The organism is Marisediminitalea aggregata (genome assembly GCF_900129565.1).
Classification (GTDB): domain Bacteria; phylum Pseudomonadota; class Gammaproteobacteria; order Enterobacterales; family Alteromonadaceae; genus Alteromonas; species Alteromonas aggregata.
On record NZ_FQWD01000001.1, the window covers coordinates 836636 to 860250 of the forward strand.

General features: G+C 49.3%; 20 protein-coding genes. 10 read left to right on the forward strand and 10 right to left on the reverse strand.

The genetic code is table 11. The features are described 5' to 3' along the window. Positions 1-230 precede the first annotated feature (230 nt). The 4 genes from BUB81_RS03590 to BUB81_RS03605 all read left to right on the forward strand — a co-directional run bounded on the left by BUB81_RS03590 (position 231) and on the right by BUB81_RS03605 (position 4230). Positions 231-1076, forward strand: coding sequence for a DUF3014 domain-containing protein (locus tag BUB81_RS03590; protein ID WP_073318251.1), 846 nt, complete (start codon positions 231-233; stop codon positions 1074-1076). A gap of 148 nt (positions 1077-1224) precedes the next feature. Then, entirely contained in the window at positions 1225-2433 is a 1209-nt protein-coding gene (locus BUB81_RS03595; RefSeq protein WP_139241488.1) for a hypothetical protein, read from the forward strand. Beyond that, positions 2423-3403 (forward strand): hypothetical protein, encoded by a 981-nt coding sequence (locus BUB81_RS03600; RefSeq protein ID WP_073318256.1) that lies wholly within the window; start codon positions 2423-2425, stop codon positions 3401-3403. The genes BUB81_RS03595 and BUB81_RS03600 overlap by 11 nt, the downstream gene beginning before the upstream one ends. Positions 3404-3414: 11 nt before the next feature. Beyond that, on the forward strand, positions 3415-4230 hold the full coding sequence (locus tag BUB81_RS03605; RefSeq protein WP_073318259.1) for a hypothetical protein: 816 nt from the start codon (positions 3415-3417) through the stop codon (positions 4228-4230). Positions 4231-4295: 65 nt separating this feature from the next. On the opposite strand, the gene katG is transcribed toward BUB81_RS03605, so the two are convergent. The 3 genes from katG to BUB81_RS03620 form a co-directional block, all read right to left on the reverse strand. Continuing rightward, a complete protein-coding gene (gene katG, locus BUB81_RS03610; protein ID WP_073318262.1) occupies positions 4296-6485 on the reverse strand; it encodes a catalase/peroxidase HPI in 2190 nt (729 codons plus the stop codon). A 182-nt stretch (positions 6486-6667) separates the two neighbouring features. After that, positions 6668-7654, reverse strand: a complete 987-nt coding sequence (locus BUB81_RS03615; protein ID WP_073318265.1) for an LPP20 family lipoprotein — start codon at positions 7652-7654, stop codon at positions 6668-6670. Positions 7655-7704: 50 nt separating this feature from the next. After that, complete coding sequence (locus tag BUB81_RS03620; protein ID WP_073318267.1) at positions 7705-8028, reverse strand: hypothetical protein; 324 nt, start codon at positions 8026-8028, stop codon at positions 7705-7707. 245 nt (positions 8029-8273) lie between these two features. Here BUB81_RS03620 and BUB81_RS03625 point away from each other — a divergent pair, with 245 nt between their 5' ends. From BUB81_RS03625 to BUB81_RS22085, 4 genes are all read left to right on the forward strand, one after another. Further along, on the forward strand, positions 8274-9563 hold the full coding sequence (locus tag BUB81_RS03625) for a metal-dependent hydrolase family protein (RefSeq protein WP_073318270.1): 1290 nt from the start codon (positions 8274-8276) through the stop codon (positions 9561-9563). 55 nt (positions 9564-9618) lie between these two features. Continuing rightward, positions 9619-10158, forward strand: a complete 540-nt coding sequence (locus tag BUB81_RS03630; RefSeq protein WP_073318753.1) for a YqaA family protein — start codon at positions 9619-9621, stop codon at positions 10156-10158. A gap of 130 nt (positions 10159-10288) precedes the next feature. Then, positions 10289-10750, forward strand: a complete 462-nt coding sequence (locus BUB81_RS03635; RefSeq protein ID WP_073318273.1) for a hypothetical protein — start codon at positions 10289-10291, stop codon at positions 10748-10750. Positions 10751-10773: 23 nt separating this feature from the next. Beyond that, positions 10774-10941 carry a hypothetical protein gene (locus BUB81_RS22085; protein WP_174237820.1) on the forward strand — a complete coding sequence of 56 codons (168 nt, stop codon included), beginning with the start codon at positions 10774-10776 and terminating at the stop codon, positions 10939-10941. 3 nt (positions 10942-10944) lie between these two features. Here the strand turns inward: BUB81_RS22085 and tusA are convergent, their stop codons facing one another. From tusA to rph, 3 genes are read right to left on the reverse strand one after another with little or no spacing between them, the layout of a single operon-like run. Continuing rightward, entirely contained in the window at positions 10945-11196 is a 252-nt protein-coding gene (gene tusA / locus BUB81_RS03640; protein ID WP_073318277.1) for a sulfurtransferase TusA, read from the reverse strand. Next, a complete protein-coding gene (gene pyrE, locus BUB81_RS03645; protein WP_073318280.1) occupies positions 11186-11827 on the reverse strand; it encodes an orotate phosphoribosyltransferase in 642 nt (213 codons plus the stop codon). Before pyrE ends, tusA begins: the two co-directional genes overlap by 11 nt. 14 nt (positions 11828-11841) lie before the next feature. After that, the gene (gene rph, locus BUB81_RS03650) at positions 11842-12555 is read right to left on the reverse strand and encodes a ribonuclease PH (protein ID WP_073318283.1); all 714 of its coding nucleotides are present in this window, start codon (positions 12553-12555) and stop codon (positions 11842-11844) included. Positions 12556-12756: 201 nt separating this feature from the next. On the opposite strand from rph, the gene BUB81_RS03655 reads away from it, so the two are divergent. Together BUB81_RS03655 and BUB81_RS03660 are read left to right on the forward strand one after the other, a co-directional pair. After that, positions 12757-13620, forward strand: a complete 864-nt coding sequence (locus tag BUB81_RS03655) for a YicC/YloC family endoribonuclease (protein ID WP_073318286.1) — start codon at positions 12757-12759, stop codon at positions 13618-13620. 180 nt (positions 13621-13800) lie between these two features. Further along, positions 13801-16431, forward strand: a complete 2631-nt coding sequence (locus tag BUB81_RS03660) for a DUF2339 domain-containing protein (protein ID WP_073318289.1) — start codon at positions 13801-13803, stop codon at positions 16429-16431. Between the two features lie 35 nt (positions 16432-16466). Here BUB81_RS03660 and BUB81_RS03665 read toward each other — a convergent pair whose 3' ends face one another. From BUB81_RS03665 to BUB81_RS03680, 4 genes are all read right to left on the reverse strand, one after another. Then, positions 16467-16943 (reverse strand): GNAT family N-acetyltransferase, encoded by a 477-nt coding sequence (locus BUB81_RS03665; protein WP_073318292.1) that lies wholly within the window; start codon positions 16941-16943, stop codon positions 16467-16469. A gap of 94 nt (positions 16944-17037) precedes the next feature. Continuing rightward, positions 17038-18534 (reverse strand): tryptophan halogenase family protein, encoded by a 1497-nt coding sequence (locus BUB81_RS03670; protein WP_073318314.1) that lies wholly within the window; start codon positions 18532-18534, stop codon positions 17038-17040. Further along, on the reverse strand, positions 18531-20108 hold the full coding sequence (locus BUB81_RS03675) for a tryptophan halogenase family protein (protein ID WP_073318317.1): 1578 nt from the start codon (positions 20106-20108) through the stop codon (positions 18531-18533). Before BUB81_RS03675 ends, BUB81_RS03670 begins: the two co-directional genes overlap by 4 nt. Positions 20109-20218: 110 nt before the next feature. Further along, positions 20219-23218: a TonB-dependent receptor gene (locus BUB81_RS03680; RefSeq protein ID WP_073318321.1), complete on the reverse strand. Its 3000-nt coding sequence runs from the start codon at positions 23216-23218 to the stop codon at positions 20219-20221. Positions 23219-23615: the final 397 nt, after the last annotated feature.

The following is a 23615-nucleotide window of genomic DNA, read 5'->3' on the forward strand; positions in this document are numbered from 1 at the left end:
CCGCTAGTTACCAGACTGAATACGACAACGCACTACAAATGGATGAAATACAAAATGGTCTGAAAAATCGTACCTGTTAACGGTTTACTCTTGAGACTGGGCCTGCTATTGAATAAAACAGTAATTGTTGAGATTTGAAAAAAGAATAAAAAAACGACATTGAATTTCAGCGGATTGCCAATAACTCTGGTAGTATGATTTTAGCAGCCATCAAATCAAGGTAGATATCTATGAGCGAGAATTCCGAGCAAAAGTCTTGGTTACCCTACGTCATCATTGGCGTGGTTGTGATTGTGTTACTGGCGGTATTATTGTGGCCTTCCAGCGAGCCAGCACCAGAGCCAGCCAAACCCATTGAGCCACCGGCTATCGCTCAGCCAGAAACGATTGAGCCTGAACCGGCTGATGTATTTGAAGCGGCACCGCAACCTGAGCCGGTTGAAATCGATCCAAACCAGGAAGTCGAACCAATGCCAGAAGCTGCGCCAGAGCCAGAACCTCTGGACATCAGCGACACCGCAGTGAAAGCGGCTTTAGAAACCATTGCCAGCTCTCCCATGCTGAGCCGACTGATGGTAAACGACGGGTTGCTGCAACGCTTTGTTGTTACAACAACCAATCTGGCCGACGACGACATGGCACCGAATCACCGCCTGTTAACGCCGCCGGATCAGGAATTCCGGGTATACACCCAGGCCGATCGTGAGTGGATTGATGCAGCAAGCTACAAGCGTTACACCCCGTATGTAGACGTGCTCGAGTCCATGAGTAACGACGACCTCATTGAGCTGTACACCACGTATCTGGATGAAATTCAGGTCAAGTATGCAGAAATTGGCGATCCGGACCAGTCTTTCACCGAAGTTATGATCACCGCTATCGATACGCTGTTAGATACGCCTGAAGTGAAAATGCCTGTGGAAGTATATACAGACTCAGTCATGTACAAGTATGCCGATGAGCGCCTGGAAAGCCTTTCTTCGCCACAAAAGCAGCTGCTTAGAACAGGCCCTGACAACATGCGCCGTATAAAAGCGAAACTACGTGAATTGCGTGAGGCACTTTCCTCGCTGTAAACACGGTTTACCCTAATAGCGAAAAGCAGGTTATCAGACCTGCTTTTTTTTGCTTATTTTCCCGCCAAACACTGATCAAATATTGTACTAAAGTACAGACTTTGCCATAGTAGAACTCTGATCACCGCCAAAGTACAGGGAGCGTTACGTGCGGTATACACAGGGATTCGTGTCCTTCCCGGATTATTTTCAACGCCGGACCAGAATACAGAACATACTTTTGTTATTGCTGGCTGCCTTCTGGTTTATAGCCTCACCGGCTTATGCCAGTAAGCCCGTGGTGTATTTTGCCGGTGTATCGTTTCTGGGCGATCACCGATTCATAGACACCAATTACCCGGTTGCCACAGCGCTAAATAAAGCGACCCCTGAACAGCCTCAAGCTGCGCTCGATAAAGCGTTCTTTGAGCTGTTATCAGCACAATCAGCGACACTGCCTTTATTGTTGTCGCGAAACCTGGCCAACTACAAATCCGGACCGGCGATTGCTATGACACTGGCAATTGAACGTGAGTCCATCAGTATCGAGACGTTCGAGGACTACCGGAAAGTCGTTGCCGAAATTAGCGCCCAGGTCCTGTTTTTCGACTTTCAGGCCATGCGTCTCATTGCCAGCATACCCGTTGATATTGCCCGCAACGATGTGATCAATCTCAACGCCTCCCTCGATAAGGCAAGAACTGACAACCTCACGGCGTTATATCAGCCCACCAGTAATGCGGATAATAGCCTGCTGTCCGTTGCCTCCGGCCACATTAGACAGTTCGGTCTACCTAAAGAAGGCGTGCTGCGCTTTAAAGTACATGCTGTGAATATTGGCGAAAAAGCCAGCCCTCTGGTACCGGAGCGCGTCCAACACGATGCTCTAGCTCAGGTATTCGGCCAGTACTTTACAGCCCAGTTAACGCACCTTGGTGGGCTGAATATGATCCCCTACACAAAAGGCTATGCCATTGGCAATAAAATGGCCGGTCGTATGGCCAACGGCGACGTATACACACTCACGTTACCCGAGGCGGATTATGTATTTACGGTAGATATCAGCAATTTCAAACACATTGCACAGCCGAATAAGCACTTGTTTGCCAGCCGGGTGAAATTCACCGCGAAAGAAGCCACCCGCAGTGACGCTATGCTGGATGATTATTTTCATGCGGCCGTTGCTAAATTAGTCAGCGACAAGCAAACCTACATCGATGACTGGGCGGCGTATGAGGACGCATTGGAAACCGTTTTATCCGAACTTGCCCAACAACTTTCTGCGCCAGAGAAAAAATGGTTCGACAACCACTCACAACTTAAGCGCCGCACCTACAATACTTTTCGGAAATGGAGTGAACACATAAATGGCCTTTAAATCACTGCGCAAATCCTCTTTCATGCTGTTACTTGCAGCGCTCTGTTGTGCACTTCCAACGCATGCCGTTGAAAGCAAAAGCACATTTACCTACACCTATTCCGGCAGGCTGGACAGCGAAGAAAAAGCAGACGCCATTCTGCAGGCGAAGGTAAAAGCCATTGAAACCTGGATTGCAACCTCTCAGCCGTACCAGGAGCGTAACTTTTCCCTGGCGAAAGACGACATTACTGAAAACATAGATGAGTATCTGCTTAGCAGCGCGGTTGTTTCAAAAGACAACAACAAAGACATTAAGCAGTATCGGGTGGTTGTTCGGGTTGATATCAATGACACCAAACTACTGAATTACCTGACGGCCGTTGGCAGAGCCAAAGACGGTAGCATGGACGATGAAGACCAGTATATTACGTTTGTTTTTGTAGCCAGGGAACTCGCTTCACGAACAGAAGCGAAAGACACCGCGTCGGGTGATTTCAAGCGCGCGAAAACGCTCTGGCAAGCCACTACCACCAGCGAGATTGATATTGCCGTAGGCGAAGTCTTTGCCGATGCAAATTACTATGTGATCGAAGCCGCACTTCTGGAAGAAGATACCGCCGGACAATTGGACGTGAATAACTTTCTGATGGACTACGAGCAAGGCGACGATCTGACGCCCGGAACCAAGCGCGACGCGATTCGCGGGTTAAAGAGCCTAGAAGATCCCGTTCAATATCTCGCAATTGGCACCCTGGACGTGGACGAACATGTAACGGATGACGTAACGGGATTATACAAAGTCCCAGTGTCGGTTACCGCGAAAATTCTTTCTGTTAAACGCCGGGGCGCCACAATGGCTTCGATTGGCCCCGTTCAGTATCTCGGCCTTGGTCCCACCCCAATAGTCGCCAAAAATAACGCTCTCAAACTCGCCGCGCAGGAAATGGCAGCCGGCTTAATTGGTCAACTTAGCTCTAAATCTATCTAGAAGGAAATAGTATGTTTACGCACAAGTCCCGTTATTTAATTGCATCGTTGTTATTCGCCTCTGTATTTACAGCTTCATCGGCTCAAGCAGGTTTGTTTTCAAGTGACAAAAAACCTGCACCATGGGCAAAAGACAGCTTTCTTACCAACACGTCCTGCTCGGACCTGGATCTCACGGTTATTCGCGATTTTATTGGCAGATACACACCCGAACGAGCCGCCAGTAAGCAGGTTAAGGCCGCGTCGGATCAGGTGATGACGTCCTACGTGCTGGCAGCGCTGGCGATTAACCAGGCTAATATCTGTCTGGCAGAATCACTGGATTTAAAATCAGCGAAGGAAAGCCTGCTGAAAGAGCGTGAAATCCTAAAAAGCGGCACCAGCATGAGTAAGAAAGAAATTAAGAAGCACCGCCAGTATGCCGCCGGCGCCAGCGAAGAAATTCGTAAAAAGACATTGGCATCACAGCAAATTGGGCCGGACCAACAAAAAGCGTTTATTCTGGGCGCATCAACCTACCTGTTTGGTACCTACAAGACATATCAAATCAAAGAAGACGGTGAAACCCTGATTGAGGTGGTAGAGAAAGACGCCAAGGGCGCGAAATCCAGCGGATTCAGCCTCGGCGGCGCGCTGGACATGGCCACTAAAGGCGGTGACTACGTTGAAGCAACAAACACGCTGAACCTGGTATTAAAAGGCATGCCAAAACACTTACCGAAACTGGTGACGACCGCTCAGTTTTTTATTGAGTACGCCAACAGCCAGGATTTAGAATTGGACAAAGACGCAACGGAAGAATTTAACTCTGTGAGTGATTGGGGTTAAGGTGTCAGACCGCTGAAGTATGTAGTCCGCAACACCGCGGACTACAAGTTCAACGCACAGTATCTTCAGCAGGTTAAATCGAAGCGATCGGCTTCCATCACTTTCACCCAGGCCGCAACGAAGTCTTTGACAAATTTCTCGCGATTATCGTCCTGTGCGTAAAGCTCTGCGTATGCACGTAATACTGAATTTGAGCCAAACACAAGATCAAATCGCGTAGCCGTAAATACTTCTTGCCCGGTGTCTCTGCTTCTCACGGAATAAAGATTGTCGCTAACGGGTTTCCAACTTAACGCCATGTCGGTCACTGTTACAAAAAAGTCCGTTGTTAATGCGCCGACGTTATTGGTAAAAACGCCATGTTGTGTGCCGGCAAAATTGGTTCCCAGCATTCGCATACCGCCCACTAATACCGTCATTTCTTTTGCCGTTAGTCCAAGCAACTGCGTTTTGTCCAGCATCATCTCTTCAGGCTTCACCGCATACGTTTTCTGCCAATAATTGCGATAGCCGTCAGCCAGTGGCTCGAGCGGTTTAAATGACTCCGCATCTGTCATGTCATCCGTTGCATCACCACGTCCGGGAGAGAACGTCACTGGCACATCAAACCCAGCCGCAGCAATGGCTTTTTCTATACCAACGTTACCCGCCAATACTATTGTATCGGCCAGGCTGGCGCCTGCATCCTGTGCTAGAGGAGTCAGTACGTTCAAGACTTTGTTAAGACGTTCAGGCTCGTTTCCATGCCAGTCTTTTTGCGGCGCCAGCCGAATTCTGGCGCCGTTTGCGCCACCGCGTAAATCAGATCCTCGAAACGTACGGGCACTATCCCAGGCCGTCGCGACCATTTCACCTACCGACAGTCCGGCGTTGGCAATTTTAGATTTCAGGGCATCAACATCATAGTCTGTGGTGCCAGCAGGAATTGGGTCTTGCCAAATCAAAGACTCTTCCGGCACCTCAGGCCCGATATACCTCACCTTTGGGCCTAAGTCACGATGGGTAAGCTTAAACCAGGCTCGCGCAAATACGTCGCTGAAGTATTCATGATCCCGATAGAATCGTTCAGAAATTTCACGGTATTGCGGATCCATCTTCATCGCCATATCCGCATCTGTCATAACTGGCATAGTGCGCTTCGACGGGTCTTCAACATCCACTGGCATATCTTCTTCTTTGATACCTATTGGCTGCCATTGTTCTGCCCCCGCCGGGGATGTGGTTAGTTCCCATTCATAATTGAGTAACAGGTGGAAGTAACCGTTGTCCCACTTTGTCGGATGTGTGGTCCAGGCTCCTTCGATTCCACTGGTAACAGTATCACGCCCAACACTCCGGCTATCGTGGTTCATCCAGCCTAGACCTTGCTCTTCAATGCCTGCAGCCTCAGGCTCTGGACCTAACGCCTCAGCGCTGCCATTACCGTGACATTTACCAACCGTGTGACCGCCCGCCGCCAGTGCCACGGTTTCTTCGTCATTCATCGCCATCCGGGCAAAGGTCTCCCGCACGTGCGCTGCCGTTTTCAACGGGTCAGGCTTGCCATTAACGCCTTCCGGATTCACGTAAATCAGGCCCATTTGAACCGCAGCGAGGGGGTTTTCCATGGATTCGGCTTCGTCAACATTTTCATAGCGTTCATCACTGGGCGCCAGCCACTCTTTTTCTGCTCCCCAGTACACGTCTTTTTCCGGATGCCAGATATCTTCACGCCCAAATGCGAAACCGTAAGTTTTGAGCCCCATACTTTCATAAGCAACCGTTCCGGCTAAAACAAACAAGTCAGCCCAACTTAATCTGTTGCCATACTTTCTCTTGATAGGCCACAGTAAACGCCTGGCTTTGTCGAGGTTGGCGTTGTCAGGCCAAGAGTTGAGTGGTGCAAATCGCTGGTTTCCTGTTGACGCCCCACCACGTCCATCTGCAATCCGATAAGAACCTGCAGCATGCCACGACATGCGGATCATTAAACCGCCATAGTGCCCCCAATCAGCAGGCCACCATGACTGAGAATCGGTCATAAACGCGATTAGATCTGCTTTCAGGGTTTTAAAATCCAGCTTTTTGACTTCTTCCCGATAGTTGAACTCTTCCCCCATTGGGTTTGTTTTCGTATCGTGCTGATGAAGAATGTCCAAATTCAGCGCTTCAGGCCACCAGTCCATGACTGTCGACCCGGTTGCGGTCATCCCACCGTGCATTACCGGGCATTTCTTTATCGAATCATTTGTCTCACCGATAGTCGCGTTATTCATAGTCATTCCTCTTTTGCGCTGAAGTTAACGTTGCAGATATTGCTAATGAACACGGTGTAATAGTAGACGAGATAGACAATCTCGCCATGTTTAACGTTCCCCAAATAACAAGCAAGACTTGAGTGCCCGGCTGTCTAATGGGTAGTCCGGGAAATAGATAAGACGCTAACAAGCGGCGCGGTTTACATCACCACAATATTTAAAAGTTCGACAGGATGCTGTTTTTGAATTCGCAGTTTTAACGCTTTTACCGCTTTGCCAATTGCCTGCTCCGCTCGTTTATAGTCTCGTCCTTTGGTTTGCAGGGTTGCATGGCCTATTTGCCCTTGTTTGGCTGAGTCGACCCTGATGGTAGTGACAATCTCTGCGTTGTAGGCATCGCGTTTATCCTGAAATTCACTGACCTCTGTAGATACCACGAGTACGTCAGTTTCAGGTGTCTTCGTTGATGCCAGATTAACGCCTTGCTCTGCTAACCAATTTCGAACAAGGGCAGCGACTTGAGGTTGTGCCTGACTGGCATCCAGGTACACCTGATTGCCCGCCACGGCTTGCTGTATGGTTTGTAAATAGACGTTGTATTGTTCGCTGTATGCGTTGGCATCGAAGCCTTGCTGAAAAAACTGCAGCTGAATAATGAGCTGTTTCACTGATGCAATGTTGCCGGTGGCGACTTTTGCCTGCAGAAACTGCACAAACACCGACTGTTGCATTAATGCGTTCATCTGGGTTTGCAGGGTGTCATGTTCTAAAGTCAGACGAGCGGCCAAATCCTGCGCCATCTTGGTTTTATCGAGCACCAGTTCTACCCAATATACATTGCCAATTTGCTCAGTTTGATTCACATAAAAGTAGCGAAGGTCAGTTTCCCCAATCTCTACTTCGGTGTCGACTGAAGTCCAACTGGTATACTGGTCGTTCACCGCGCGCTCTTTCGATTGATAGAGCTGCTGCACCCGGCTATTCACTTTTCCGGCGAGTTCGACCAACGCGGCTTTTTTTGCTAAATCCAATGTAGCCGACGACCCGACACTGTATAGATGCGTATCGGTATCGGGAGTGGGAGACTCAACCCAATCGGGTAATTTCGCCTGAGCAACGCCCACGAAACCAAACCAAAGCATGCTCAGGAGCATGGGTATATTTATTAATGTACGACGTGCAGACATATTTGCCTCCTTGCAATTCAATCCTTAAACGCAACCAGTAATGACTTAGGTTATATCTCTTCGGTGGCATCTGTTCTAGTGACAGGTAGCATTTCCAACTGGCAACGGATCCCGCCGGTTTTCTTCGCGATCAGGTTGTAAATAAGCGCGCCCAGGAAACCGAAAATATAGGTAAATACAAAATACATTACCGGCATAACAAAGGTCATGACCCCAAACATGGCAGCCGGCATTGAACCGTCTGGCATATTTGGCGTCATGGCATTCATAAACAACGTCATGGGCAGTATGAACAGCAACGCTATAATGGCAAAGACCAGCGCAGTGTGGAGCGCAAAAGAGTGTGGTGATAAGCGCTTAACAGACGTTTCCATGATTACTACTTCCTTATTCTCATTGAGTCATTCCAGTATTGCTGAATTCAATAAGAAAGACCATGCTATGTTGTACTTTTTATAACCAATTTCACCTTAGAAAGCCTTAATTCCGCCGAAAACTAGCCCGGCTGTTTTGCCTATCTGCAGAAGTTCACATAGAGTTATTTCTAATCCCTGCCTGATGGTCATTGCAATACATCGGTAAAGGCAGACGTATCCACCTACAACAAACGAGAACAATAATGAAAACTTGGTTAAAAACACTCGCCCTGACGACGGCGCTACTGCCCGTTAGCTTACTTCAGGCAGCCACGATCATTCATGCCGGACAAGCCTTTACCAGCACCAGCGAAAAGCTGACAGGCCCGATTTCCATTGTGGTAGACGGCAATACTATTACCCGGGTTGAAAAAGGGCATATCACAGTAGGCGAGGGCGACACCCTGGTCGATTTGTCTGACTCCGTGGTATTACCGGGCTTAATGGACATGCACGTCCACCTGAGCTTTCAGCAAGGCGGTACGTCGTCGTACCTTAAACGCTTTACCCAGAACGAAGCGGACTACGCACTAATGGCATCACACTATGCCGAGAAAACACTGATGGCGGGCTTTACCACGGTGCGCAATCTGGGCGACAGCTACAACGAAACCGTCGCGTTGCGTAATGCAATTAATCGCGGAATAGCCACCGGACCTCGCATTTATACTGCAGCAAAATCGATTGCCACCACCGGCGGTCACGCGGATCCGACAAATGGTATGGCCAAACGAATCAGCCCACACGTTGGTCCCGAGCAAGGGGTCATTAATGGCGTTGACGAAGCCCGTCAGGCAATCAGACAGCGATACAAGGACGGCGCCGATACCATTAAAATCACGGCAACAGGCGGGGTGTTAAGTGTGGCGAAAAGCGGGCAGAACCCGCAGTTTATGGACGACGAATTAACCGCCATTGTAGAGACAGCGAGAGATTACGGTATGAAGGTCGCTGTGCATGCCCATGGCAAAGAAGGCATGATCCGCGCGATTAAGGCCGGTGTCGCCTCCATTGAACACGGCACCTACATGGACAAAGAAGTCATGAAGCTAATGAAGAAGCACGGTACTTATTATGTGCCGACTATTCTTGCTGGCAACTTCGTGGCAGAAAAAGCCAAAATCGATGGCTATTTCCCCGACATCGTTCGTCCGAAAGCCGCGGCTATCGGCCCACTCATTCAGGCGACGTTTGGTAAAGCCTATAAAGCAGGCGTGAATATCGCCTTTGGTACAGACAGCGGAGTGTCTGCTCACGGTGACAACGCGCAGGAATTTGCGCTGATGGTAGAAGCTGGTATGCCGCCTGCAGAAGCTATCTTAAGTGCAACCGTCAATACTGCCAAACTGTTAGACGTTGAAGAGACCCTCGGGACACTGGAAGCCGGTAAACTGGCTGATATTATTGCTGTTAAAGGTAATCCACTGACCGATATCTCCGTGCTTGAGCACGTACAGTTTGTAATGAAAGACGGCAAGATTTACAAACAATAGGTAGATTGTTCCGGTGAAAAAAGCCAAACGGGTATTAAAGCAAAAAACCAAAGCCATGGTGGAGTCTCGTCATATGTTACGGGGCATTACCATCGCGTCGTTTTTAGAATCAACCATTGTGCCTATTCCTCTGGAAGCGGTGTTGATTCCATTAATGCAGGCCAAACGCGATAAACTCTGGCATATCGCGTTAATGGCCACCGTTGGCTGCATTATCGGAGCCCTGTTCGGCTATGCACTGGGCTATTTTCTGTTTGATGCCATAGGCAGTGCATTGATAGACCTGTTTGGCACCGAAGCTCAGTTTGAGCGTGTAGAGCAGAAAATGGCGTCTCAGGGGTTTTGGTTCGTGCTGACGTTGGGCATTGTGCCCATCCCGTTTCAGATTGCCATGCTCGCCGCTGGGGCCACCAAGTATTCTTTAGCGCTGTTCTTACTAGCCACCATTATTGCCCGGTCTATCCGTTACTTCGGATTAGCGCTGGCGGTAAAACTGCTCGGCAACCAGGCAGAGCAATTCATACGTCGGTACCGCACCAAAGCCATGGTGGGTATTACCGTTTTGTGCGCCGGCCTGTGGCTGGTGCTTAGCTAACCTTCAAGTCATTTATCAAAGACGCAATTCGATTCAGGACAGCAATTATCTCAAATTGCCAATTGATAATAATTATCATTTAGATTAGATTAATTGTACCACGCAGCGAATCACAGCATAGGAGGTCTGCATGCGTACACAATTACTCTGCCCGGTTTACCGTAAATGGCTTCAACTTCACCCTGAACATGCGCGAGAGGAGCGACAAGCACTTCGCAAACAGGCTCGTGCGTACCAACGCAGTGGCGATCTGCAAAAAGCATTTACCTTTAATCAGCTGGTCTGGGAAGTGGCTCAGTCGGTACTGTTGGCATTGCGACCCGTGGATCAGTATTCGGCCGAAAGTCAAAAAGACCTGGTGTTTTTTGCAGCCTCCGCCATCGCGGTTGATCGCTGTGCACGAGCGAATTGTGCAGAAACGACAACAAGCACGAATGCTACCGCACAAACAGTGATTACCGATACACAACAACAGCTAGCGGCACTCATGCCCATGTACGCCAGTGAACCCAGGCTGATGCACATTATTCAGGAATTGATGCATTGGTTGAAATTAGGCGCTACCGCTAAAACACCGCCAGTTTTACATTAATTGACCATTAAAAGGGGACGTTTATGAACACAGTAGAACAGGAGTTTGTTAGCGTAAAAATGCGGGTGAGTGTGCTGAAACGCTTATTGCAAGGTCACAACATCCATTTGTGTGACGTGCACGGTACGTCGGCTAAGCAGAAACAGTGCCTGCAGCAATTGTTACTACAGGCAGTGTCGGAATCAAAATAGCGACTACACGCCTTTTTTGATCAGATAACGATAGGGCAGTGATTCGGTGTCTGAAGCCAGCAAGGTATGCTGCATAAACCGGCAGAAACTGGGAATGTCCCGCACAGTGGCAGGATCATCGGCAGTAACGCACAGCGTTTGTCCGTCCTCCAGCTTACGCATGGTCATGCGCAGCATCATTACGGGCTCGGGACAACGCAAGCCCAGTGCATCGAGCTGCTGATCGGCGTTGCTATAGTCGGTACTAGATGCCATAGGCTTCGCGATACGCCTTAATAGCGGCAATGCTGTCGTCATGACCACCGGATTGCTGCAGATAAGCAACAACGTCAGCCAGCGTAACAATTGAAACTACTTTAGTGCCATAGTCACGCTCAACTTCCTGAATAGCAGACAACTCGCCTTTGCCCTTTTCCTGACGATCCAGCGCAATCAATACGCCAGCCAGTGTGGCACCACTCGCTTCAATCAGAGTCATTGATTCACGAATGGCAGTACCAGCAGTGATCACGTCGTCCACCAGCATGATTTTGCCTTCAAGCGGGCTACCTACCAGCGTGCCGCCTTCACCGTGAGCTTTGGCTTCTTTGCGGTTGAAGCAGTAAGGTACATCGGCGTCATGATGATCAGCCAATGCCACGGCTGTTGTTGTGGCAATAGGAATACCTTTATACGCAGGCCCAAACAATACATCGAATTCAATGCCTGCATCGGTTAACGCCGCCGCATAATAACGACCCAGTTTTGCCAGATCACCGCCGCGATTAAACAAGCCTGCATTAAAGAAATACGGGCTTTTACGGCCAGACTTTAAGGTAAATTCACCAAATTTAAGCACGCCACGGGCAATGGCGAACTCTATAAATTCTTGTTGGAATGCTTTCATTAAACCAGCCTGCCTTAATTTAATGCTGCTTTTTGAATGTCGAATAATTCGCGCAATCCATGCTTAGCAATGTCGAGAAGTTCCTGTAACTCGTCGAAAGAGAAGGGCTCGCCTTCAGCGGTGCCTTGTACTTCGATCAGCTTACCGGTTTCGGTCATTACCACATTCATGTCTGTCTCTGCCGCAGAGTCTTCTACATACTCAAGATCGGCTACTGGCGCACCTTCATAAATACCCACCGACAATGCGGCAACCATAAACTTAAGCGGGTTCGCTTTCAGGATCCCTTTGTTGCGCATGTGCGTAAGGGCATCCACCAGCGCTACACAAGCACCGGTAATAGATGCAGTGCGGGTACCACCGTCGGCCTGGATAACATCACAGTCGATGGTTATGGTGTTTTCACCCAACAGCTTCAGATCTACCGCGGCACGTAAAGAGCGCGCAATCAGACGCTGAATTTCCAGCGTACGACCACCTTGCTTACCGCGTGCAGCTTCACGTTGTGAGCGAGTATGGGTAGCGCGTGGCAACATGCTGTATTCAGCCGTGATCCAACCTTTCCCCTGACCTTTCATAAAGCGCGGAACGCCTTCTTCTACCGTTGCATTACACAACACCTTGGTATTGCCGAATTCAACCAGCACTGACCCTTCTGCGTGGCAGGTGTAGTGTCGAGTGATAGTGACAGGGCGAATTTGACTGGCGGTTCTGCCGCTTGGGCGCATGGTGATCTCCTGAAGTTACCGGTATGGGTGCGTTGAATGTTTAAACGCGCATAGTATAGCGTAAATGGTACTGGAAAATGAACGACCTACCGCCGATGTTTCATGTGAAACACAGCATTTCTACCAAAGGTTAGGGTTAATGTGCGCACTGTAGTATGATTAACCACAGTAAAAATCTTCATTATGCCAATTGGATACAACATGATTTACAGCATGACGGCATTCGCGCGCAGCGAAGTAAAAAAAGAGTGGGGAACCGCAGTATGGGAAATTCGCTCGGTTAACCAGCGCTACCTGGAAACGTATTTTCGTCTACCAGAGCAGTTTCGCAGCTTAGAGCCGGTATTACGCGAGCGTTTTCGCAAGCGTCTGCAACGCGGAAAAGTTGAGTGCGCACTTCGCTTCACTGCTAATGACTCTGCTGTAACGAAATTGAACCTCAATGAACAGTTGGCTAAACAAGTCCTTCACGCTGCCGATTGGGTGCAGTCTCACGGTCAGTCTACCGGGGTTAATCCATTGGACGTATTAAAATGGCCGGGCGTGATCGCCTCTGAAGAAGCCGATATGGATGCTATTCAGGCCGATATGCTGGAAGGCTTAGACAAAGCCATGAACGACTTCATTGCCGCTCGTGGTGCCGAGGGTGAAACCCTGAAGTCGCTAATTGAACAACGACTCGACGCCATTGAGGTAGAAGCAGAGAAAGTGGCGCAGCGCATGCCGGAAATCCTGACCTGGCAACGCGAGAAAATTCAGGCCCGTTTTGAAGAAGCCAAACTGGAACTGGATGCCGCTCGTGTGGAACAAGAGATGATTCTGTTGGCACAAAAAGTCGATGTAGCTGAAGAACTCGACCGTTTGAACTCACACGTAGCAGAAACCCGCAAAATTCTGAAAAAAGGCGGCGCTTGTGGCCGACGTCTCGATTTCATGATGCAGGAGTTCAACCGCGAATCAAACACGCTGGGTTCCAAATCCATCAGCACTGAGATCACCCAATCAGCGGTAGAGCTTAAAGTGTTAATTGAGCAGATGCGTGAGCAGATCCAGAATATTGAATAAGACATCGTAACTCCGTTTACGCGAATAGCCCTGTTGTTTACTCTGTAATACAGGGCTTTTTTGTATCCGCTTCTTAGCTCATAACCAAATAACCAGCCGCATTCCACCATTGCATATTGCTGAAATATCGCGCACAGTGATACCTCATAAAAAGAAGAAAAGCAGGGACCTGGTCTAGGTATGGAAACCGAACTTATTTCAATTCTGTTTAATGTGTTTTTGCTTATTGGAGTGTTGATTGCTTTTAAAAGTCGTCAGCAAATCAGCGCCTTACTACATCAAATTGGTTTGCTACAGAAAACCGTTGAATTACAATCCCGGCAAATCGAGGAATTAAAACGGCATATCAAGTCTCAGCCGCATGAACCAGTTAACGATATGGCGAAGCCTGTCGTGTCAACGCCACAAAGAGCGGTTACGGTGAATCCCCCACCGAAGGTATCCGCTAAACCTACTGCACCCGTTGCATCACCCACTTCTTCAGCAAAGTCTGCTAAGCAACCGCCTAGGACGGTGAGCACCTTTGATTTTGAAGCCTGGCTAAGGGGGAATGGCATTTTTTGGTTGGGCGCAGCGGTGCTGGCCATTGGCGGGATCTTTTTGGCTAAGTACTCTATTGAAGCTGGCCTGATGCCACCATCGGTCAGAGTAATACTGGGCGCATTGTTTGGCTGCGCTTTAGTGGCCGCAGCAGAGCTGGCCAATCACTTCAAAACACGCCTTCGTATTAACACGCCTTATATTTCCGCAGCACTGGCCAGCGGCGGGGTGATCACCTGCTTTGCCATGGCATTGGTCGCATTCGATTTTTACCAATTTATTTCGGCCAATGTAGCGTTTGGTGTGTTAGCCATTATCTCGCTGGCTTCAACCTATTTAGCACTGCGCTTTGGCCCGGTGCTGGCTGGGGTAGGGATCATAGGTGCCTATGCGGTACCGGCTCTGGTTTCCACTGGTTCCAATAACGTATTTGCCTTGTTGCTGTATGTAGCATTTGTTTCGCTTTCTGCGGTTTGGGTAGCTGAATATGTTAAACAGCGCTGGGTGTGGTGGCAGGGTTTTGCGGGGCACTTTATCTGGTTTGCTATTGCAACGGTAATGGCCTCCACCAGCGACGTGTGGATCCTGTTTGTATTCACCCTGGTTTCGCTTTATTTGTTTGTTTTATCTGGCGTATTAGGCTGGGCATTAAAAGGCACTATGACTGCTGCGCTGTCCGTGAAAGACTTACTGATGCCCAGAAAGGAGCAAGCAGGTGTCGTGTTGTCACTCTGGTTGCTGTACGTGTTTATTATGCTGAGTAACCCCAATGATGTACTGGGGTGGGTTAACTTGTTGCTTGCAGGCGTTATGCTGGTAGCAGCTTTCAGACACAGTGCTCTGGATACCTGGCCGTTCTTAATGCTCTTATTTGCACTGCTTTCCTATGAAAATATGCACGACCTGGCTTCTTTCGAGGATGGTTTATTCCCCTTTAGCGGGCGTTATTTATTCGCGCAGTTGGTTACCTTATCAGGCATTGCCTTTAGTATGTTCATGCTATTGCGCTTTGCCGATCGCCCGGCATATTTGCTCCTGTTGGTACTTACGCCGGTAAGTATGTTGGGGGTAAGCTATGTTACCGCGCCAATTGAGGCTGAAACCTATTTGTACCCGCTTTGGGCGTTGTATATGGCACTCATTGGAGCTGGCGCATCGATAGCCGCTGTGAAATCCCATGTGCCTATAAGGCAGGTCACTTATCTGATACTCGCCAACTCTATGCTGGCACTGTGCTTTACCATGCTGTTGTCTGCCAGTACGTTAACATTGGCTATTACCATGCAGGTAGCGTCGATGAGCTATCTGAGCTGGAAATTCAAAGTGAGGATCCCGGACTGGTTGTACAAAGCCGCCTTGCTGGTAGTGATTTGCCGGTTGACCCTGTCTCCCTGGATAGCGCACTACAAACACGAAACCATTCTGGGAATCCACTGGACCCTGGTTGTGTACCCACTGGCACTGGCCCTCATTGGTTTTGCGATCAAATACAACCCATCGACTTCGATGCGCGCATGGCTACAAGGCGTCATACTGCATATTGTGGCGTTGCTGTTGACCACCGAAACCAGCTACCTGCTAACCGGCGATTACCCGGATTTTGTAAATCTGAGCTACGCAGAAACGATATTGCTTTCGCTGAACTGGCTGGTGCTCTCTGCCGTATATTTTTGGCGAAGCCACTTGTCTGGCTCGCTAAGCGGTTTGTATCAAAAAGCGGGCTTTGCCCTCATGGCCCTGGCAATCTTGCTTCAGTTGGACATCTCACTGGTGCATTCGCCCTTTATCACCCAACAATTTGTAGGTGAAGGTTGGGTGAACTGGCTGTGGTTACAATGGCTAATGCCCGCTGTGGTGCTGGCTATTGTGATGAAATTCAAGTTGCTCCCAAAACAATACAACAACGCCATACTGGGCGTGATTGCCGTGCTTGGCTTCCTGTTTATTAATGGAGAAATCAGGGCCCTGTTTAACCTTGGCTACCTGCGCCTAGGACCTCCCATGCAGCAAGCAGAGCTATATACCTATTCCGTAGTGTGGCTGGCTATCTCAACCCTTACTATTTACCTGGCCCAGCTTCGTGAAAACAGTACGCTTGTCAAAGCCGGTTTTATTGGGCTTGCGGTAGTGTTGCTGAAAGCGTTTGTGGTAGACATGGCACATCTGGAAGGGCTATTCCGCGCACTGTCGTTTATTGGCCTGGGACTTTGCTTGGTCGGGATTGGCTGGCTGTTCCAGAAGATGCAGAAAAACGAACCTGAGCCTGTCTAATCCCTTTTACAAACCAGTTTTTTGGGATGCTGACTTCAAGCTTTTGACAGCAACATATCTACGTGCGGAATACCGTCTTCCAGGTAGTCCTCTGACTGGCGGGTAAATCCGAAGCTCTTATAAAAGGCTTCCAGATACACCTGCGCGCCTATCTGAATATCTTGTCCGGGCCAGGCTTGCTCACAGCCCTTCAGCGCTTCGGCAACCAGGGCATGGCCCAGCTTCTGGCCTCTTGCAGACTCAGCAACAGCAACCCGGCCGATACTGACCTGGGGATAGCTCACTCCCGGCGGTAGTAAACGCGCATAGGCCACCAGCTCTGGCTCAGACTGACTATCATCCAATTGCTGATAACCCAGTAGGTGATACACATCTTGCTTGGTGTCTTTGTCGTCCAGTTCCGGATACGGGCAGTTTTGTTCAACCACAAACACATTGGTGCGCAGCTTTAACAGCGCATATAGCTGATGGGTAGTAAGCGATGAAAACGGCAGTAACGTCCAGGTGATCATGATGTATCCCCCATAAAGGCAAAACAGACAGGCAAAAACTAAAAGGCCGATTAAAGCAAACTTACCGGCCTTCAGGCAATCACTGCGTTACCGGTCACATGCCGAGGTACTGTTTTAAGAAATCGCCGTGAGCAGGTAGCGCTTGAACTTGCTGAGACACATGCTGATGCAGGCCATTAATAAAACGGGTGAGTTCTTCAATGCTCATTTCGTCTGCCACCCGGTGATACTGTTCAGGCATTAGTCCTTGCCCCAACATCACCTGCGTCCAGGAATCGACCCGGAAGATATCCCCATCATCCAAAAACACCCGGCCGGTTTCTTTAAACAAATTGATTTTGTGGGTCAGGGAGTCGGGGATCGCCATGCGCTGGCAGTGTTGCCAGAATAGTGAGTCGTCCCGGTTGGTAACTTTGTAGTGCATAACAATGAAATCGAGGATCGCGGCCATTTCACTGTTGTACTTGTTGTTGTATTCATCGATAGCGCTTTGGGTTACACCATCGAACGGGAACAAACGCAGCAGACGAATGATACCAGTCATGATCAGGTGAATGCTGGTGGACTCCAGCGGTTCAATAAAGCCACTGGCTAACCCCAGTGCCACACAGTTTTTATTCCAGCCCAGGCGGCGTTTGCCCGGAGTAAACTGAATCACCCGGGGGTCGTTAATTGGGTTGCCGGTTACCTGATCCATGAGGGTTTGCTTGGCCTGCTCATCACTCATATAGCGACTACAATACACCAGCCCATTGCCCACGCGGTTTTGTAGCGGGATTTGCCAGCGCCAACCGGCTTCATGGGCAACAGAACGGGTAAAGGGGGCGGGCGCTTCAACGCTTTCAGTTTGCATGGCAACCGCGCGGTCGCAGGGTAACCAGTGTGACCAGTTTTCATATCCGGTATGCAGTGCCTGCTCGATCAACAAGCCCTTAAACCCGGTGCAGTCGATAAACAAGTCGCCAGCCAGATTACGCCCGTCTTTTAGGGTTAACGACTCAATATCACCTGACGTGACATTCACATTGACCTTGTCGATGTCGCCCTCTACATGAGTAACGCCAAGCTTTTCAGCAAACTGCCGCAGGAATTTACCGTAGGCCACTGCGTCGAAATGGTACGCAAAGTTAATCGGCATGCGTTCGCTCATGCCAAACTTGTATTGCTGTGCAGCCTTCAATTCAAAGCAGTAGTCGCCAAATGCTGAGCCCAGGCCTTCCTGCTGCGCGCGCATCCAGAAATGGTGAAATTCACCTGCCCAGCATTCGCGGCCGGTAACGCCAAAGGAGTGGATATAGGCATAATCAGGTTCGCGCCAGTTTGCGAATTCAATACCCAGTTTAAAGGTGGCATTGGTAGCGCGCATAAAGGCTTTTTCGTCTATGCCCAGCAGTTTGTGGAAAGTGCGAATAGGCGGAATCGTTGCTTCCCCCACACCGACAATACCGATGTCTTTCGACTCCACCAGCGTTACGTTGACAGACTTGCCAATTAATCGAGACAGGGCTGCGGCGGCCATCCAGCCAGCCGTTCCGCCACCGGCTATGATGACGTTGTTCACGTTGTTTGAAGAGTTGCCAGGCTTGTTCATAACGTCGCTCCGGATGAGTGTTTATGGCGTTCACGGATAGCGTTGAGTAACGCCCGGTTATCGGGTAACCCCTGACCAAATTGCATTAGTGTAGCCTGTAATTTTTGAGAAATCGCACCAGCGCGTTTTAGCATATCGCTGGAATCGGCTAGCGCAGGTGACTCGGTTTTAAAGCCCATGCCGTACAGCACAAACTGATAGCTGGCAGAGGGAAATATTTCTTCGTTTTGCACTACGTCGTAGCGTGACGGCGGCTGATATTGCCACAGCGAGAGCAAGCTTTTCAGTGAATCTGGCCAGGTTGCCGGATCGCGATGGGCATTCCAGTAGGCATCGTTGGTGCGTTGGTTAATGGCATAGTGGAGTTTTACAAAGTCAATGACCCGCGCCCAGCGGTAGGCAAAGCGTTCGTTATAGCGAGCTGCCAGAATACGCATGTGATCGCGATTTTGCGGAAATTGCTCGCATAACATGCGCACACCCAGTTCCACCATGGCAACAGCCGAGGCTTCAAGCGGCTCAATAAACCCGCTGGCCATTCCCAGCGACAGGCAATTGTGGGTCCAGAACTCACTGCGATAGCCGGGTGAAAACTTCAGCTGTCTGCACGTAGCCTGTTCCACCACATCGTGTGGGAGTCGCTTAGTTAAATACTGTTTTAAAGACTGTTCAATGTCCTCTGCAGACGCAAAGTCACTGCTGTATACCATGCCCACACCCCGGCGGTGTTGCAGGCCAATATCCCAGCTCCACCCCTGTGGGTGCGCGGTGGCAAGGGTAGTGGAGGCAATGGTGTTGTCCTGCTCATGGTAGGGCACCTGTACAGCCATAGCCGAATCGTTCAGCAAAATGTCTTTTACCGAGTGCCAGGGCACATTGTAATGCTTGCCTGCCAGCAACGCCGACTGCCCGCTACAGTCAATAAACAAATCTCCCTCAAGGATTTGCCCGCATTGGGTGGTTAGTGCCTTGATATCGCCATTGTGATGACTAACCACCTGGTCGATGTGTGCTTGTACATGACGAACGCCTAACTGGTTAACGCAATGATCTGACACCATTTCGGCCAACCTGGTGGCGTCGAAGTGATACCCGTAGTTCAGTACGTAGGCATAGTCTGGCGTGGCCAACTGCTTGGGCGCTTTGTGCTGTTCGCACAGCTCAGGCTGGACACTGAAAGCGCGATCGTATGGCTTATTGCTGTGAAGCGCTTGCCAGCAGGCGTGTACATCAATTTCGGTGTAACCTGCCGGATTGGTGAAGGGGTGATGATAACGGTCGTGCTCACTGCCATCGCGCCAGCCCACAAAGGTGGAGCCTTGCTTAAACGACGCCTGGCAATGGGTGATGAATGCCGATTCCGACAAGCCAATTTCGCGGAGTGTGTCACGAAGTGAAGGCCAGGAACCTTCGCCTACGCCAATGGTACTCACATCAGGCGACTCAATCAGGGTGATTTCAACGCCCCGATGACGTTCGCCCTGTTTGCCGAGTTTGGCTGCCAGCATACCGGCACATAGCCAGCCCGCGGTGCCGCCACCGACAATCACAACTTGTTGAATAGGTGCATTCACAACTGCATCCCCTTCACGTAAATTCTGTATAAACGTGACCTACTTTAACGCAAAAATGACGCAGGGGGGTCACTTCCCTGCGTCATTCCACTTATTGCTATGAGTACGTGTTAGAACTTGTAGCGTACGCCAACGGCATAGCGTGCACCCAGTTCATCCAGTCTCCATAGCATGGCACTCGTTCTGCCATGACGGCGGGCATTTTCTTCAGTAATGTTGATCCCTTCCAGCGACACAGTCAGGTCTTCGCTGAAGTCATAAGACACGCTGAAGTCGATTTGCGAATAAGCTTCGGTGTAACCCGGCTCGTTCACATATTGCGATGTTGTGTCCAGGAACTTGTCACGCCAGTTATAGGCGATACGCGCCTGAATACCTTCTTTTTCGTACATCAGGATCAGGTTAGCGGTATCACTCAAACCAACGAGGGCAAACTGGGTTACCGACGGATCAGCGTTGTTGTCAAAGCCGATATCACCCGTAACGGTGGTGTAGTTACCCATTACGCCAAAACCACTCTCGCCAAAGAAGTGCTGTGCCGCCAACTCGAAACCATAGATGTTGGCCGCGCGGTTGTTAACCGGCTTAGAGTTAATGAAGGTCATTAACGGATCATCGGCATTTGGCAGTACATCGTAAGCAGCTTCAAACTGCTCGTCGGTCATTGAGTCATAGTCGACGCCATTTTCCATTGCAGCCACCATGTTGAACAAGGTGGTGTCACTTAATGGAATGCCTAAGCGCTCCAGTTCAGCAGCAGCAGCCTGTGCACGAGGGCCGGCAGTCGCGTCGCGCAGACCAAAGATGTTCTCTTCAACCTGTTCGTTACCAATGAAGTTTTTCACGCGCTTGTCGTAGAAACCTAATGACACATAGCTGGTTTCGTCGAAGTAGTACTCGAACGACAGATCAAGGTTATCTGATTCCAGAGGCACCAGCGCAGGGTTACCAGAACTTGCCGTTGCAGTAGCACCGCCCGTTAACAGCGTCGGACCGCTAGGTGGTGATACCGTCGCTGCTGCACTCAGATTGTTATACGTTGGGCGAGCAATGGTTTTGCTGTAAGAGAAACGGGCAATCATGTTCTCTGCCACTTCGATATCGAAGTCCAACGCAGGCAAGATGTGGTCGTAGCTTGAATCCACGCTTACGTCTTCCATGTCGCTACCAAAGCGCACGTTGAAGTCGTTATTACCTTCCCAGGCAATACCACTTGGCAGACTGATGTTCGCAATTGAGGTCACATCGGTATTTTCATATCGTACACCGGTTAACAGGTTATACGGCATGCCATTAAGTTCACCGTCTAAATCAAACTCGAAATACACAGCGGTAATGTCTTCTTTGATAGTACGGTTGGTGGCAAACGGGTTGTCAGCAACTAAGTTAAAGCCGTACTCAGATGCAGCAAATGCACCCAGTTCAGCCACGCTACCGGTAAAGCCCTGAGAAAAAATACCGGTGGTATTAAAGTCGCTGAACTCCTTCGCCAAATCCAGTGGCGTCAGGATACCTGCTGGTAATTCACCTGGGTTTTCGATACCCCAGTTACCCATAGTGTGACGAGTCAGGGATTGCAGCGAGGTGCTCTCCATAGAACGAGACTCGATACCGAAGTTAATGCTGCCAGAGTCCATTGCATATGAACCGTCCAGGCGAGCCTGGGTGATTTCAGTATCTTGTAGCGAGTAGTTCATATCCAGGATAGACGTACCTACGTCGTCCTGATCAAGCACACCATTGGGGTTCAGGTTGCCACGAGCAACATCGTCGTAATCCACCAGCATGATGGGGAAGTCACCGCTGAAGTCAGCACCCTGACCGCGCACTACGTTTGCACCCAAGCCTAAGTTTGTCCAGGTACCGTAAGGTGCATCCGGACGACCTTCTGCTGATGAGTTGTGGAAGTCAAATTCCAGGGTTAAATCGTCATTGACAAAGTACTCGATGTTCAGGCCAATCGATTTGTTTTCATTAACCTGATTGAGTTCCTGCATAGCCAGACCTAAGTCACGAGGCAGTAAGTCACGACGTTCCTGCGTAATGTGGATAGGCGTTTTTACCGTTTCATCGTCAAACGTTAGCTCGGTGAAATAACGGTCGTCCATCCAGATAGACTGTTCAGCACGCGCTTCGAACAGATCTTGTTTTGAATAGGTGTAGTCCAGCGTCGCTACCATATTGTCGCTTGGTGCATACTGGAATGTCAGCTGAGCGTTGGTTCTTTCACGCTCTCGGTCAGCCATGAAGTAACGTAGATCAGACGGGATAGCGAAAAGCTGACCCATTGCTGGTGCATTGTTCAGTACAACCGGGTCGCCACTGTCCGGATTAGATGGATCCGGAGATTGCGGAATAGAGCCGTCAAATGGATTAACACGCCATTGGTTTACGAAAGCACCTTGTGACGCGCTGTCACGTTGCTGGAATGAACCTGTAAAGGTAAAACCAAAGGTTTCATCATCGCTGACGAAGTTGATCATGCCTGAGACTTCAGGTGTAACATCATCGCCAACGCGGTTGGTTGTATCAGTTAGTGCTTTAGCACCCACACTTGCGGTAAAACCGGTTTCAGCGGCATCAAACGGACGCGAAGTACGGATGTTAATTGATGCACCAATACCACCTGTCGCAATACTTGCACGGCCAGTTTTGTATACTTCAACCGCGCGAACACTTTCTGACGCCAAATCAGAGAAATCAAATGCACGAGAGTTCGGTGCACCACCGCCGCCCGGCAACGCAGAGCCTGGCATGGTTCTGCCATTCAGAGTAACCATGTTGAAGTCGGGTCCGAAACCACGGGCCGTAACCTGATTACCTTCGCCGTTATTACGGCTAATAGAGATACCTGTAATACGTTGTAATGATTCTGCCAGGTTGGTATCGGGGAACTTACCAATATCAACCGCAGAGATAGCATCAACTACCCCGGCTGAATCACGTTTGATGCCCATTGATTCCTGAACACTGCCGCGAATACCGGTTACCTGAATAACTTCAACGTCATCCTTTGCGTCCTGTGCATGTACCGGGAACAGTAAACCTGATCCCAGTATTAAAGACAGACTGGTCGCAATTTTGGTTTTCTTAAGAATTGTGTGTGTCACCGTCTTTCTCTCTTCATTTGTTGTGCTTGAAATTAGCGCTTTCAAGAAAGGGCTTTCTCAGCCCTGTGCACAAATAGGCACACCCAACAAGAAAGCGCTTTCTCAAGCTATAAGATCACCCAATAAAGATCAACATATTTTTTACATTACCAAAATTTCATAATGCGATTAGTTAACAAAACACATGACAAAGTAAGAATTTTATAGTTCAAATACAGATATATAGCGTTGCATAACTCAAGTGATTTGAAATTTACGTTTATTTAAAAAAATTTTCACTGGTTAAATAATTTACGATAATTTAAAGAAAGCGCTTTCTCGTAATCTTCAAATTATGCTATAAACCAAACACATTTTACGCTGCCGTTCTTTTTTGTCAGTTTTACGGGCAGCATCA